A 14,486-nucleotide genomic window follows, 5' to 3' on the forward strand; every position below is an offset into this window, starting at 1 on the left:
TTTATTTTTCCTTAATTATTTCCATTTAACTTCATCAAAAATCATCAACGCTTCTTTAGCATTACCCCAATAAGCTTCAAAATTTGGTTTTTCGACTTTAAACTCACCCCATGATTGTAAAATTTTAGCAGGTTTTACTTCTTTATTTACTGGGTATTCATAGTTTTGGTTTGTTAAAATTTCTTGTGCTTCTTTTGAAAGCATAAACTCGATAAATTTAATCGCTGCTTCTTTATTTTTAGAAGTTTTTAAAACACCTATACCACTTACATTGATATGCGTTCCTCTACCATCTTGGTTTGGAAAAATCACTTTTACTGAATTTGCTGCTTCGATATCTTTAGGATTTTTTGAGTTTGCTAAATGACCTAGATAATAGCTATTTGATATAGCTACATCACCTTCTTTTGCATAAATCGCACGGATTTGATCACGATCCCCACCTTTTGGAGTACGTGCAAGATTATTTGCTATACCTTGAGCCCATTCTTTTGCTTTTTCTTTACCTAAAGTGTCAATCATTGCGCTTAATAAAGAGATATTATAAACATTGTTTGAACTTCTTACTAAAACTTTACCTTTAAATTTAGGATCTGCTAAATCTTCATAAGTTTTGATTTCTCCATCTTTAATTCTATCTTTAGAAGCGATGATAATTCTTGCTCTTGTTGTAAAAGCATACCACTCATTGTTTTTACCTCTTAATTCTTTTGGAGAAAGTTTTTCCAACTCAGGAGAACTTACTGAAGTAAAAAGATTATTAGTACGAACTTGCTCTAAATTTCCTGCATCTGCAGTCATAAATAAATCCGCTTTTGAATTTTTACCTTCTACTTCTAATCTTTTAGCAAGCTCATTTGCTTTAGCTTGTACCACATTGATACTAATGCCTGTTTTTTCTTGAAATAGTTTAAAAATTCCTTTATCAGAATCATAATGACGATGTGAATAAATCGTTAATTCTTGAGCACTTAAGCTCATAGCAGTTAATAAAGATAATAAAACTACTTTTGCTTTCATTTTAGAAATTCCTTTAATTTAAATTGAAATTGATAAGGATTATTATATTCTTTTAAGTTTTAATATTTTCTTAAAATGTTAAATATTGTTGAATAATATATATTTTGTTTTTATTAATTTTATCATCCAAAAAACAATTTTTTATATAATTTTTATATAATTTTTATATAATTAATAAATATATTTATAATATAGTTGCTATAAGGAGTTTCCATGCAGCAAAACCGTAGAAACTTTCTCAAATGGAGTTCATTGTTTGGTGGTTTAACTTTAAGCCCAATAAGTTTAAGTGCCAATTTACTACAAACCCCACCATTAGTAAGCAAATGGGCAGGATGTAATGTAAATTGTGGTACAAAATGTCCTATAAAAGTACATACTCAAGATGGTATCATACAATATGTAAGCACCGATAATGAAGGTGATGATAGCTTTGAAAAAAGACAAGCAAGAGCATGTGTTAGAGGTAGAAGTTCAAGGTATAAAGTATATAATGCAAACCGCATTACAAGACCTCTAAAAAGAGTGGGTAAACGAGGTGAAGGTAAATTTATACCTATTTCTTGGGAACAAGCACTAGATGAGATCGCTTCTAAAATGAAAGAAGTAAAAGAAAAATATGGTAATGAAAGTTTTTATATAAACTATGCAACAGGAACAACTGGAGCGATTATTAATCGCTGCACAAAAGGTCCTTGGGCAAGGCTTTTAAGTCTTTATGGTGGGTACTTAAACTATCACAACTCCTACTCCACTGCGCAAATTTCAAATGCTATGAATTTTTTCTATGGAGGCTCTCCTGCAAGCGACATAGCTACTTTAAGATCTGCAAAACTTGCTATATTTTTTGGAGCAAATCATGTTGAAACAAGAATGGGAGGCGGTGGCATAGGATATGCCTACCAAAAAGCACTAGAAGAAAGCGGATGTAAAATCATTCATATAGATCCTAGATACAATGACTCAATGATAGGCCATTGTGATGAGTGGATCCCTATTGCACCTGGCACTGATGCTGCCTTGATAGCAGCTCTTGCTTATGTCATGATAAAAGAAAATTTAATCGATAGAAAATTTTTAGACACTTACACCATAGGTTTTAGCGAAGCAACACTACCAAAAGATGCTCCAAAAAATTCAAGCTATGAAAGTTATGTTTTAGGCTTAAGCGATGGAGTTGAAAAAACACCACAATGGGCAAGTAACATCACAAAAATTCCTGCACGCCGTATTTTACAACTTGCAAGAGAAATCGCAACCACAAAACCTTGTTTTATAGAACAAGGCTGGGGAGTACAAAGACATTCTAACGGAGAACAAAGTGCTAGAGCTATTGCAACCTTAGCCTGTATGATTGGAAGCATTGGTATAGAAGGTGGTAATACAGGATGTCGAACAAGATCAAGTAAAATATATGACATAATAGGAATGCCTTTTAAAAATCCAATAAAAGATTCTATACCTTGTTTTTTATACACCGATGCAATTTATCGTGGAAAAGAAATGACTGATCTTAGCGATGGGGTGCGTGGAACTAAACAGCTAAAACAAAACATTAAATTTATTTTCAATACAGCTGGAAATTGCTTAACAAACCAACATAGCACTATCAAGGAAGTTGATAAGATTTTAAGCGATGAGAATTTATGTGAATGTATAGTAGATGTAAATATAACTAGAACGCCTTCTAATAACTATGCAGACTATATTTTACCGGATGCAACCACTTTAGAGCAAGAAGATTTTATAAGACCTAGTGCGGGACATTATAGCAATAGGCCTTATATTATTTACTGTCAAAAAGCTATTGAACCTGTAGGTCAAGCAAAACCTATCTACGAAATGTGTCTTGAGCTTGCTAAAAGACTTGGTATAGAAAAAGAGTTTAGCGAAGGTAGAACACAAAAAGAATGGTTAAAATACCTTTATGAAGAAAGTAGAAAAATCAACCCTATTTTACCAAGCTTTGAAGAAATGTCTTCTAAAGGACTTGTAAAATTTGATCCTGTTAAGCCAACAGTTGCACTTGAAAACTTCATAAAAGATCCTGTCAAAAACCCTCTAAAAACCCCAAGTGGTAAAATTGAAATTTATAGTATAGAATTAGCAAAAATGCAAAAAACATGGATCCTAAAAGAAGGTCAGCAAATCGTTCCTATTGCGGTATTTGAAAGCCAAAGAGAAGGTCCTTTGGATCCACTTAAAGAAAAATACCCTATACAATTTTTTGGATACCACTACAAAGGAAGAACGCATTCAAGTTTTTGGGAAATTCCACAAATTAGAGAAGTCAACCCTCAAGAAATTTGGGTAAACACTATAGACGCACACCAAAGAAAAATTAAAACCGGTGACACCATACGGGTCAAAAATGACCTAGGGATTATCCAAGGCGTTGCAAAAGTCACCCCTAAAATCATACCAGGTTGTGCTGTAACTCCACAAGGAGCATGGGTAAAATATGAAAATGGTATCGATGTGGGAACTTGTGTCAATTCTTTAGCAAGCTTACTACCAACTGCTATTTCCAAAGGAAATGGTCAGCATTCTATTTTAGTTGAAATCGAAAAAGCATAAGGGGACAAAATGAAACTAGAAGAAAATTCACAATTTGGTTTTATGCTAGATCAAAGCAAATGCGTGGGCTGTAGAACCTGTTCTTTATCATGCAAAGATTACAAAAATATGCCTATTGGGGTTAATTTTCGCCGTGTATTTGAAACAGAAGGTGGAGAGTGGACCTGTATGCAAGATGGTAGCGTTGAGCAAAATGTATTTGCTTACTATACTTCAATATCTTGCAACCACTGCTCTAATCCATCTTGTCTTAAAGTGTGTCCAACCGGTGCAACCATGAAGGTAAAATGGGGTATAGTTATAGTAGAAGATAGCATGTGCATAGGTTGTAAAGCATGTGCTATGGCTTGTCCTTATGGTGCTCCACAATTTAATCACGAAAGTGGCCATATGAATAAATGCGATGGATGTTATGATAGGTTAAAAGAAGGTAAAAACCCTATCTGTGTTGACTCATGTCCTTTTAGAGCACTGAAAGCAGGAGATATCACAAAGCTTAGAGAAGCGTATGGAAATTTATCCTCCATAACACCTTTACCCGATGCATCGATAACCCACCCTAATTTATGCATAGTACCTGAAAAAAACACTCTAGCTTCAGGCAATAAAAGTGCGATTTTTCATCTACCACAAAACCACCAAGGAGTAAAAAATGACATCATTTAGTCACATTTTAAGCGAAATGCCATTGGTGCTTTTTACCATTTTATCTCAAGCTGTTATAGGGCTTAGTTTCGTATATGCTCCAGCTTTCATCAACGGATACAAAAACCACACCCATTTGAAATCATTTGGCTTGATTTTAGGTGTAGCTATGCTTGTTGCTTTTATCCCTTCTTTATTTCATTTAAATGATATTACACACATTTTAAATGTATTAAATAGAATGGGAGTATTTTATGCTAATAACGCTTGGCATATAGGGTGGATGAATAATGAAATTTTATTTGTTTCTCTTGTATGTGCTTTAGGATTTTTGCTCTATATAAAAACAAAAAACTGGGTGTTTTACCTTGCATTAGCATGTGGAGTTTTAGGCATTTTCTTTATGAGTGGAGCTTATGGGACTATGCAAGAAAGCGTTCCCACTTGGAATTTTAAGATAACCTTACTTTATTTTTTTGCTAGTGCTGTATTTTTAGGAGCTATTGTATATTATTGTTTTTTTGAAAATAGCGAACACGAAAGAAAGATGTCGTTTTTTGCAGGATTAGTAGGCATAGGTTTTTTAAGCACAGCGATAGTTTTGCAAACTTTACACGTAGGTCAAACATGGATCATGGGACTTGTAAATCCTTTTGAGCTTTTAGGTGGTACTTATGTGTGGTTTATATCACTTTCTTTTGTCTTTTTAGGGCTTGGAATTAGCACATGGTATTTACACAACTACTTACATGACAAATTCAAAAGCAAATTTTTTGCGTATTTTGCCTTGTTTTGCTCTTTTTTAGGGGTATTTACCACTAGAATGTTATTTTATGGACTTATAAGCACACAAATCATGCTAGGACATTTTTAATGAAACAATTAGCTATAGATGTTTTTATAAGCTTTATACAAAATCCACCCAACCAAAGTTTGCTAAACCAAATCAAAGAAAACAAACTTTGGCAAGATTGGTTTTTAAAAAACGAAAATCCTTTGCAGATAGAAGCCTTAAAACTTCTATCTAGCAATGAAGATGAAGCACTTATAGGAAGTGATTTTGTGAGTTTATTTATAAGCGATATTGAGTATACTAAAGCACCTCCTTTTGCTTCTTTTTATCTTGACAAAGACAAGGAAATTTACTCTTCAAATTCTAATAAAATCAAAGATATTTTTTTAAATCATCGTTTTTGTGATTTTTTAGAAAATGAACCTTCAGATAGTCTTGTTAATGAGCTTTTATTTATTAAAGAACTCATCAACACAAAAAACAACAAAGCCCTAAAAGATTTTTTAGAGAAAGAATTTTTTACTTGGTTTTATCTTTGGAGCAAAGATCTACTAAATGGCTCTAAAAGCAATTTTTACAAAGGCTTGTCAATGCTCATGGAAGATTTCTTTCAAGAACTAGAAAAAAATTTATAGCAATTTAACACAAATCAATTTTTTCTTTTTAACTAGGAGTTAAAATATCCTTTTTAGTTTTATAAAAAGGATATTAAATGACAAAAGAACAAATTCAAATCATCAAAGATTGTGTGCCTGTTTTACAAAAAAATGGCGAGATTTTAACTAAAGAATTTTATAAAATCATGTTTGAAGAATACCCTGAAGTCAAACCCATGTTTAACATGCAAAAACAAGCTTCAGGTGAACAACCAAAAGCCTTGGCTATGGCTATTTTAATGGCAGCTAAGAATGTAGAAAATTTAGAAAACATGCGATCTTTTGTAGACAAAGTTGCCATTACTCATACTAATTTAAATGTCAAAGAAGAACACTACCCTATCGTTGGTGCTTGTCTTTTAAAAGCTATCAAAGTGGTATTAAACGCAGATGAAGCTACACTAAAAGCTTGGGAAGAAGCTTATAAAGCGATCGCGCAATTTTACATCGATATCGAAAAAGAAATCTATGCAAAAAACAACTAAGCTTTGATTTTTCAAAGCTTAGCGTAAAAAGGCTATCCCTGCTTTTGCTATTTTCACATCTTCTTCCAAGTGTGCTCCACCCACACCTATACCTCCAACAACTACACCATCAATCAAAATAGGCATCCCACCAGGCATAATGGAAAATTGCTCATCTAAATAACGAATATCTTCAGGGATCTTACCCTCTTTTACCCCTTTAAAAATCACCGCAGTTTCTCTTTTTTGCGAAGTAGCAGTATAAGCCTTTTTATAACTAGCATTAAGCGTATGCACTCCTGCTTTGTCATCTCTTAAAACCGCTAAAATTTGACCCGATTTATCCACTATGGTAATGCTTACATGAAAACCATTTTTTCTTGCTTCTTTTTTAGCTAAATCCAAAATCCCCTCAACCATTTGCGTAGTTAAAACAGGCTCTTTAACAAGCTCATAAGATTTTGCCACCAAACTTACTCCCAAAAACACGCATAAAATAAATATTTTTCTCATCTTTTTCCTTTAAAATTTCTCCACCGCATTTTTTGCTAATTCTTTAATATCGCCTTTTAGTTCTTGAATTCGACCATTTTGTGCTAGTAAAATCCGATTAGCCATATCAAAATACACATCATCATGCGTAATCGCAAAAATCGTCTTTCCTTGCTCTTTTAATAAAGGCAAAAGCTTAGTATAAAAAAACTTTCTAAACATAGGATCTTGATCAGCCGCCCACTCATCTAAGATCAAAATATCTCTTTTTTCAAGTAAAGCATTAAGCATGGCTAATCGCTTTTTTTGTCCTGCTGAAAGCTTTATCGTGCTAAAGGCATTCCCTACAAGCTCTACTTTTTCATTTAACTCTAAAACTTCAAGCCAATACGCCAAATCATCTTTACTAAATTTCTCATCTTCTAAAACATATTCAAACAAATGAAAATCACTAAAAATCGCACTAATCAAACCTCTATACTCATAGATATTTTCAGAAGTAATTCTCTCATCATCTAAAAAAATATCTCCTTTAAAATCCGTAAAAAGCCCCGCTAAAATCATAGAAAAAGTTGACTTACCACTACCATTTTTACCGATTAAAAACACACATTCACCTTTTTTGAGTTCAAAATCAACCGGTTTGAGTGCAAATTTTTCATTATACGCAAATGATACATTTTTAAAAGAAAGTTTTTGCCATGCTCGTTGTTTTTGGCATATATGAAATTCAGGAGTGTAGTTTTTTAAATTAAGATTAGAGATTTTATCTAAAGCGATCGTTGCCATTAAAAGTGTTGGAAAACTTCCTATCATACCTGCTAATGGCGCTCTTAAAAAAAGCACACTTAAAGCGATCGTTGTTGCATTTTGCAAGCTAGTCAACTCATACGCTAAAACGAGGTAAAACTCCACCCCAACCAAAGCCAACATGGCACTATTGCTCCAGTTATTAGATAAAATATGCAAAACATTGCCCATGGTGGAACTTTTTTTCTTTTTTAGTGCATTTTTTTCAAATTCATTTTCATAATAATACTTCGCTCTTAAAGGATTTAGCGTAAGTTCTTTGTGGCCTTGTAGGATATTTTGGTAATTTTTTTGCAAAGCATCATCATTTTCCCTTGCATTTTTAAAGTAAAAATACACCTTACTCATTAAAAAGTTATCCACAAGCAAAACACACACGATCCACACCAAGCACAGTAAAAAAATTTCCAAAGAAAGATACGCGATGTATGCACCAGTACAAATGATCAAAACACTTGATTGTATAAATTCAGGAAGTCTTAAAAGCCCAAAAGAAATACTACGCACATCGTTATTTAACGAAGCTAAAATTCTAGCTTTAGTAGTGTTTAAGATACTCAAAACACTTGTATTTAAAATTTGCTTGACCACTCTTCGTTGCATTTTAAAAATGAAATTTTGACCAAAAGCACTTAGAGCAATTTCCACAAAAGAAGAACTCGCAAAAAATACAAGCAACAAAAGTACAAAATATACAATGATGCTCAAATTTTCAAATCTCGTTTTTAATAAAAACTCATTAATAAAAACTAAAGTCAATACACCCAATATACTTGTAAAAATACTAAAACATAAAAAAAGAATGATTTTAAATTTATTTTCTTGAAACAAAACCCATAAAAAACTCACAGTGATGCCTTTAATAATAATTGTAAAAATTATAACCACTTATTTATAATAGGTTTTCTCTTTTAAAAACCTATCTCCCAAGACATACAAACCATTATAATACTTTAAGTATTATGTTAATATTTTATTTTATAAATTTTCTTTAATTAAAAATTTATAATTTCAATGTTAGTATTGCATTGTTATTAATAATATATTTGTAGTAATTGCTGCAACATATATAAACAAACACAGGCTGATTAAATATATTAATTATTTTGAAAGGACTTTTTCAATGTATATAAACACACCTAAAAATCACCTCACGGGGGGGGGATACGATAATTTTCATTTTGGCTTAAGTGCTTTAGCTTCTTTAAAAAACTTTAAAAACTTCAATCTTTTAAAACTTTCTTTATTTACTATTTTTTCATTAAGTTCTTTAGAAGCAGCTATTCAGGCAGATTATGATAAAAGTTCTAATGCTTATATTATCACAAAGCATAAATTTAATAATAATGATGTATATGATTATACAAACAATACTTATAAGTTTTTAAATGGTAAAAACTTCTATGGTCAAATGGCTAGTAATAAAAATCTATCTCATATTACTTTAATTTATGATAATCCTAAAGATAATACTAGTGCATTGCATTTTAGACAAGACATACTCACTCCAAGCATTAAAGAAGATATTTTTGTAATTAATGGCTTTCATGGAGCTTATTCTTCTAACACCACCATGAATCAAATCAGCTATATACCTTTTTTAGTTTCTGCTTATGCTTTTAATGCTAAAGCAAATAATAATACCTTAGTATTAAAAGCAGGAGAATTATCTTCAGTATATTATTTAAAACCAACCAATAAAGAAGTAATCAATCCTAAGGCTAGTGGTTTGGATAATAAATATAATTTTTTAATTACTCCTGCTATAGCTAGAAAAGGTGAAGCGAGCAATAATACTTTAAATTTCTTAAAAGATGCCTATGTGAATATGGGTGTTGAGAACACTTATACCTTAGCCTTAAATGGAGCACCTTATATAGTAGGTGCTTTTGGTATAGATGCTAATACTAATAATAATACTGTAATATTAAATGATGGAGTAAAGATAGACTTTCATACTACTCCTTATCAGCAAAGTGCTTTAAATGATGGTGATATTTTTGATGAAAGAATGACTCATGTGGTTGGAGCTATAGCTTATAATGCTAATGCAAATAATAATAAATTACTTATTAATGGTGCTTCATTAATTGTGCATGGTCCAAGTGGATCATATTCTACTTCAGCTGCTACACATATGGCAGGTGGCTTTGTGGATGTTAATAATAATCAAAGCTATGAGGTAAGAGGAAATAGTGTTATTATAAATGATTTACAATTAGACTTAAGAGTAGATGCTAAAAATACTCCTTTAGCTTATAATGCTGTATTAGTAGGTGAGATATTTGGTGGTAGGATTATGAAAGGTAATGCTTATAAAAACACCATAGATATCAAAGACTTACAAACCTTATTAGAACTTAATAATAATATAGAAGTAAAAGCACTCTTAGACTTTTATGCAGGTGTAACTAATAATGGTATAGCTAATGATAATAGTGTTAGAATTCATCTTAAAAAGCCATTTGAGATTAATTCTAATTTTACAGGAAAAAATGAGTTTAATATTTATGGAGGGGTAGCGACTAAAGGAGCTAGTGGAAATAGCATTCATATTGATGGAGATTTAACCCAAGGACTTACTGTTGAAGATAACCAAGATAAAATTCAAATCATAGCAGCACAAACTCTAAGTTCTAAGGCAAATAATAATAGCATTGTTATTAACAACTCAAATATTGCTATGCCTTTATTTTTATATGCAGTTTCTAAAGCTAATTTAGATAATAAAGATTATTATGCAAGTAGTGCTTATGCTAATAGCATAGTTTTAGATAATGTAAAATCAGGTAGAAATCTAACTGCTATTATAGAAGCTGATAATTTAGAAAAAAATACTATTAATTATAATCTTGTGCAATCCTTAACCAATGCTTCTAATATAGATAAAGGTTCTAAAGTTATACTAAGAGCTAATCAAAAGGCTAATGATAATACTTTAAATATTAAAGATTATTCTAGTAAGGCTAGGGATAATGTATATATTATTAAGGCTAAAGATGAAAGCACTAATAATAATATAATATTTGATAATATAACCCTAGGCACAGCTTCTAATAAAAGAGAAGGTGAAATAGTAATTAGTGCAGGTATAGCTAAGAATACGCATGATAATTATACACATATACATAATCTAAATATAGATGAGTATAAAGACAATTTTAGTATTGTCATAGCAGCTTCTGGTGTATATGGTAAGAATGATAAAAGCTATAATAATACTTTATATCTAAGTGGTGATATTAATATTTTTAACCATACTGATGCAAAAGTATTAGTAACAGGTAGCTTTTTACGAATTCAAGAAGATAATAACTTTAAATCACAAGCTCTAACGCATCAAAGTGGTACTAACAATCACTTAGTGCTAAATACAAACATAACAACAAATACTATCAATAACTTTGATCATTATAGCTTTATATTAAAAGATAATATTCAAGCTTATTTAAGTGCTAAAGAAGCTATTTATCTTTCTAAAGATAGTTCTATTAATGTGTATACAAATAATGAGATAAAAAACAAAAGCTTTGTTCTAATGCAAAGTGAAAAAGGCTTTGTTAATGCTAATAATAAAAGATTAAATCAACAAGATTTACAACAACTTTTAAACACTATAAGCAAAAACAATTACAAACTACATCAAAACATCAAAGCAAAAACTCAAAAGGCTAATTGCACCCTAAGTGTTAGCAAAGATGCTAAAAGTATTTATGTTAATTTAAATTAAAAGCTAGAAAGGATTTAACATGAAAAAGTTAACACATCATATCATGCTCTCAGGTATAACAGTATCTTTACTTTTCTCTCCACTAATGGCAACAACTAAGATTAAACCAAATCAATTACCTAGTGGAGGTAAATTTACACATGGAACAAGTGGAAGTATAAACACTAACAATAATATTATGAATATAACGGGTGATAAAACAAACTCTGTTATCCAATGGGGTGGTGGTTTTAGTATAGGAGAAAAAGCTCAAGTTAATTTTAAAGGTGAGAATAAAAACTATTTAAACATTGCTCATGGAACAAGTAAATCTACCATAGAAGGTATATTAAATGCAGATGGTAATAATGTCTTTTTAATCAATCCTAATGGAGTAATCATTACTAAAACAGGAACTATTAATGCTAATCGCTTTGTGACTTCAACTTCTTCTATGAGTGATGCTGATATGAAAACATTTGCTAATTTAAAAGATTTAAGTGCAGGAACAAGCTTTTCTCCTGTGTTTAACTCACAAAAAGCAGGTAATGTAGTAAATATGGGTAATATTAATGCAAATGATGTATTGCTTATAGGGAATAAGGTGGATATACAGAGTGGTAAAATAGGTAAAGAAAATTCTAAAACACATTTAGTAGGTAATGATGTGTATATAGATGCAGATAATGTAAAATTAAATTCAACCATAGATGTTACTGCTATGAATGGTGGCCATATACAAAGACAAATGAATAAATTTGCTAATGATGATTATAAATTTGGTGAAAATGCAACAATAAACAATGTAAATTACACAGAAACTAATGGACAAATACGCAATGGAAATTCTTCTAACTTCAAAAAGATTTTAACCATAGGTAATATGGGAGATGAAAAAGCTAATGCTACAGAGTGGTTTTATTTTGCTAAGGGTTGGAATGAAAATCAAGGAGAAACTAGAAGTATAGATGAATTTAGATTAGTAGGTAATATAGATTTTAGTGGTAATCAAGGACAAAACAAAGAAGGTAGTCAAAACTATACAAATTATTGTATAGATGGTCTTGGTTGTACTTCTATGATAGTTGGGACAGATTATTACAATAATGCTTTTAACAAAACTTTTGATGGACAAGGATATACTTTAAAAAATATTAATATAGATACAACAACATTAGACAATAAACCACAATATGTTGGTATATTTGGAAATGCCAAAGATGGAGCTACATTTAAAAATATCAATGTAGATTATGGTAAGGGTGGTATAAAGGCAGAAAATAACAATGGTAATCTTCATGTAGGTGGATTTATTGGGGAATCTTATAATAGCACATTTACCAATATTTCTTTAAATAATATAGGTGATATTAGTAGTAGTAGTAATGATGATTATTCCTATGTAGGTGGTTTTGCTGGGCGCGATGCTTATAGTACATTTGAAAATATCTCTTTAAATAATATAGGTAGTGTTAGTAGTGGCGCTGATTATTATGTTTACGCAGGTGGATTTGGTGGATGGACTTTTTATAGTATATTTTCCAATATCTCTTTAAATCATATAGATAGTATTAGCGGCAGTAGTAATGGTAATTATTCTTTTTCCCATACAGGTGGTTTTGCTGGAAGCGCTAGTGGTGATTTTTCCAATATCTCTTTAAATGATATAGAAAGTATTAGTAGTAAGGCTATAGTTGACAGTTACTCAGGTGGTTTTGCTGGACAAGCTTATAGTGGTAAATTTATTAACATTTCCTTGAATAATATAGGCAATATTGTAAGTAATAATAGCCACAGTTCCAGAGCGGGTGGTTTTGTTGGAAGTTTTGCGCAAACATCACCTGATAGTGCAGTTAGAGTTTTTTTTGAAAATATCTCTTTAAATAATATAAATAATATTAGTAGCAGTGGTGGTGGTTCCTACACAGGTGGTTTTGCTGGGTGGATTAGTAATTCTGTTGTTGGTACATTTACTAATATTTCTTTAAGTGATATAGATAGTATTAGTAGTGGCAGTAATAGTAATAGTGGCAATTCATGCGCAGGTGGTTTTGCTGGATATATTTCTGGATATGGTGGATTAATTTCTGGAGACATTAGATTTACAAACATCTACATGTATTTTAAAGATGATGCAAAAATTACAGCTAGTGGTGATGATCGTAATCGTGAAAATAAAGCAGGTAAATTTTATGGTTATAAGAATAATAAAGAAGATACAGATATCATTTTCAACAACATCCACATTTATTATAAAGATAACACATTAGATAATGCAAATGCTAGTAGCGGTGATGAAGTCAATGCTGATTCTAACAACAAAACCAATAAGGAAATCAACCTCCATACTTATAATGGCAATGATAACAAACATAATGAATTCCTAGATAAAGCAAAACATGTTACTGGTGCATCTATCACCCCGCCAACCATAACCCCACCAAGCAAACCAGAACAACCAGATGTTTCTGAAGGTGTTAGTAGTGATGTTAAACTAGATAAAGATGATCTAAATATTCCTGTATTAAATGATATATTAAATGATATATTAAATGGAAAATATTCTGTAAGTATAGATGATCTAGGAAATATCAAATTTACTCCAACTGATAAAATCACTCTTGATTCTGTTAAACAAAGTTTAGATTTCTTAAATGAATTTTTCAAACAAGAAGGAATGGAAGAACTTTTAAATAAATTTGAAAGTGATTTAAAAAACAAGTATGATAAAGCTTTAGCATTAAAAGATTATTTACAAACAACTATTAAAAGTGAAACTCAAGGAATTGTTAATGAATTTAATGCAATAAAACAAGCATATGAAGAAGAATTGAAAAAATACAATTACTATGTAAATTTACTCAATGAAGGAAAATCAATTGATAATTTTGATTTTACAGAAAGTGCTAAAAAAATAAAAGAATATAAAAATCAACTTGATGGATATATAAGTGATATTAATGATAAAATTGCAACAAAATACAATCAAGAAATAAAAGAACAATTTAAATATACTGATTTTACCATCAAAAATGATTTGTTTTATTCTAATATGCAAATACCTAATCAACCATCAATCCCTGATACAGGTAGTTCTAGTCTAAGCTTTGAACAAACTTCATCTTTCAATCTAAAAGGAGATGAAGCTATTAAAGAAGAAGAACAAGTTGAAGTAGTAGAAGAAACTTCATTGACGCAAAAAGGTAAAATTTGTATAGTAAGTGATAATTATAAAACTATGAATTCTTGTTTAGTTAGTGGAATGTAAATATTTTGCTAGGATAGCTATATCCTGGCAATAATAATGAGCATATTAATAA

Annotated in this window: 10 protein-coding genes; 7 read left to right on the forward strand and 3 right to left on the reverse strand. The window is 30.8% G+C overall.

Annotation, left to right across the window (positions count from 1 at the left end; genetic code table 11):
- Positions 1 to 15 precede the first annotated feature (15 nt).
- Complete coding sequence (locus CSUB8523_RS09190) at positions 16 to 1,020, reverse strand: Fe(3+) ABC transporter substrate-binding protein (RefSeq protein WP_039664684.1); 1,005 nt, start codon at positions 1,018 to 1,020, stop codon at positions 16 to 18.
- Positions 1,021 to 1,233: 213 nt separating this feature from the next.
- Here CSUB8523_RS09190 and CSUB8523_RS09195 point away from each other — a divergent pair, with 213 nt between their 5' ends.
- The 5 genes from CSUB8523_RS09195 (at position 1,234) to cgb (ending at position 6,176) form a co-directional block, all read left to right on the forward strand.
- Positions 1,234 to 3,597 carry a DMSO/selenate family reductase complex A subunit gene (locus tag CSUB8523_RS09195; RefSeq protein WP_043020286.1) on the forward strand — a complete coding sequence of 788 codons (2,364 nt, stop codon included), beginning with the start codon at positions 1,234 to 1,236 and terminating at the stop codon, positions 3,595 to 3,597.
- Between the two features lie 9 nt (positions 3,598 to 3,606).
- The gene (locus CSUB8523_RS09200; RefSeq protein WP_043020287.1) at positions 3,607 to 4,263 is read left to right on the forward strand and encodes a DMSO/selenate family reductase complex B subunit; all 657 of its coding nucleotides are present in this window, start codon (positions 3,607 to 3,609) and stop codon (positions 4,261 to 4,263) included.
- The gene (locus CSUB8523_RS09205; RefSeq protein WP_043020288.1) at positions 4,250 to 5,116 is read left to right on the forward strand and encodes a dimethyl sulfoxide reductase anchor subunit family protein; all 867 of its coding nucleotides are present in this window, start codon (positions 4,250 to 4,252) and stop codon (positions 5,114 to 5,116) included. Before CSUB8523_RS09200 ends, CSUB8523_RS09205 begins: the two co-directional genes overlap by 14 nt.
- A complete protein-coding gene (locus tag CSUB8523_RS09210) occupies positions 5,116 to 5,670 on the forward strand; it encodes a TorD/DmsD family molecular chaperone (RefSeq protein ID WP_043020289.1) in 555 nt (184 codons plus the stop codon). The genes CSUB8523_RS09205 and CSUB8523_RS09210 overlap by 1 nt, the downstream gene beginning before the upstream one ends.
- A gap of 77 nt (positions 5,671 to 5,747) precedes the next feature.
- The gene (cgb, locus tag CSUB8523_RS09215) at positions 5,748 to 6,176 is read left to right on the forward strand and encodes a single-domain globin Cgb (RefSeq protein WP_039664689.1); all 429 of its coding nucleotides are present in this window, start codon (positions 5,748 to 5,750) and stop codon (positions 6,174 to 6,176) included.
- Positions 6,177 to 6,194: 18 nt separating this feature from the next.
- On the opposite strand, the gene CSUB8523_RS09220 is transcribed toward cgb, so the two are convergent.
- Positions 6,195 to 6,668, reverse strand: coding sequence for a GlcG/HbpS family heme-binding protein (locus tag CSUB8523_RS09220; protein ID WP_039664690.1), 474 nt, complete (start codon positions 6,666 to 6,668; stop codon positions 6,195 to 6,197).
- A gap of 9 nt (positions 6,669 to 6,677) precedes the next feature.
- The gene (locus CSUB8523_RS09225; protein ID WP_043020290.1) at positions 6,678 to 8,306 is read right to left on the reverse strand and encodes a multidrug ABC transporter permease/ATP-binding protein; all 1,629 of its coding nucleotides are present in this window, start codon (positions 8,304 to 8,306) and stop codon (positions 6,678 to 6,680) included.
- A gap of 274 nt (positions 8,307 to 8,580) precedes the next feature.
- Between CSUB8523_RS09225 and CSUB8523_RS09230 the strand changes: the two genes are divergently transcribed.
- Together CSUB8523_RS09230 and CSUB8523_RS09235 are read left to right on the forward strand one after the other, a co-directional pair.
- A complete protein-coding gene (locus CSUB8523_RS09230; protein WP_052243665.1) occupies positions 8,581 to 11,187 on the forward strand; it encodes a hypothetical protein in 2,607 nt (868 codons plus the stop codon).
- Between the two features lie 19 nt (positions 11,188 to 11,206).
- Complete coding sequence (locus CSUB8523_RS09235; RefSeq protein WP_043020291.1) at positions 11,207 to 14,434, forward strand: two-partner secretion domain-containing protein; 3,228 nt, start codon at positions 11,207 to 11,209, stop codon at positions 14,432 to 14,434.
- The last annotated feature ends 52 nt before the right edge of the window (positions 14,435 to 14,486 follow it).

Source organism: Campylobacter subantarcticus LMG 24377 (genome assembly GCF_000816305.1).
Taxonomy (GTDB): domain Bacteria; phylum Campylobacterota; class Campylobacteria; order Campylobacterales; family Campylobacteraceae; genus Campylobacter_D; species Campylobacter_D subantarcticus.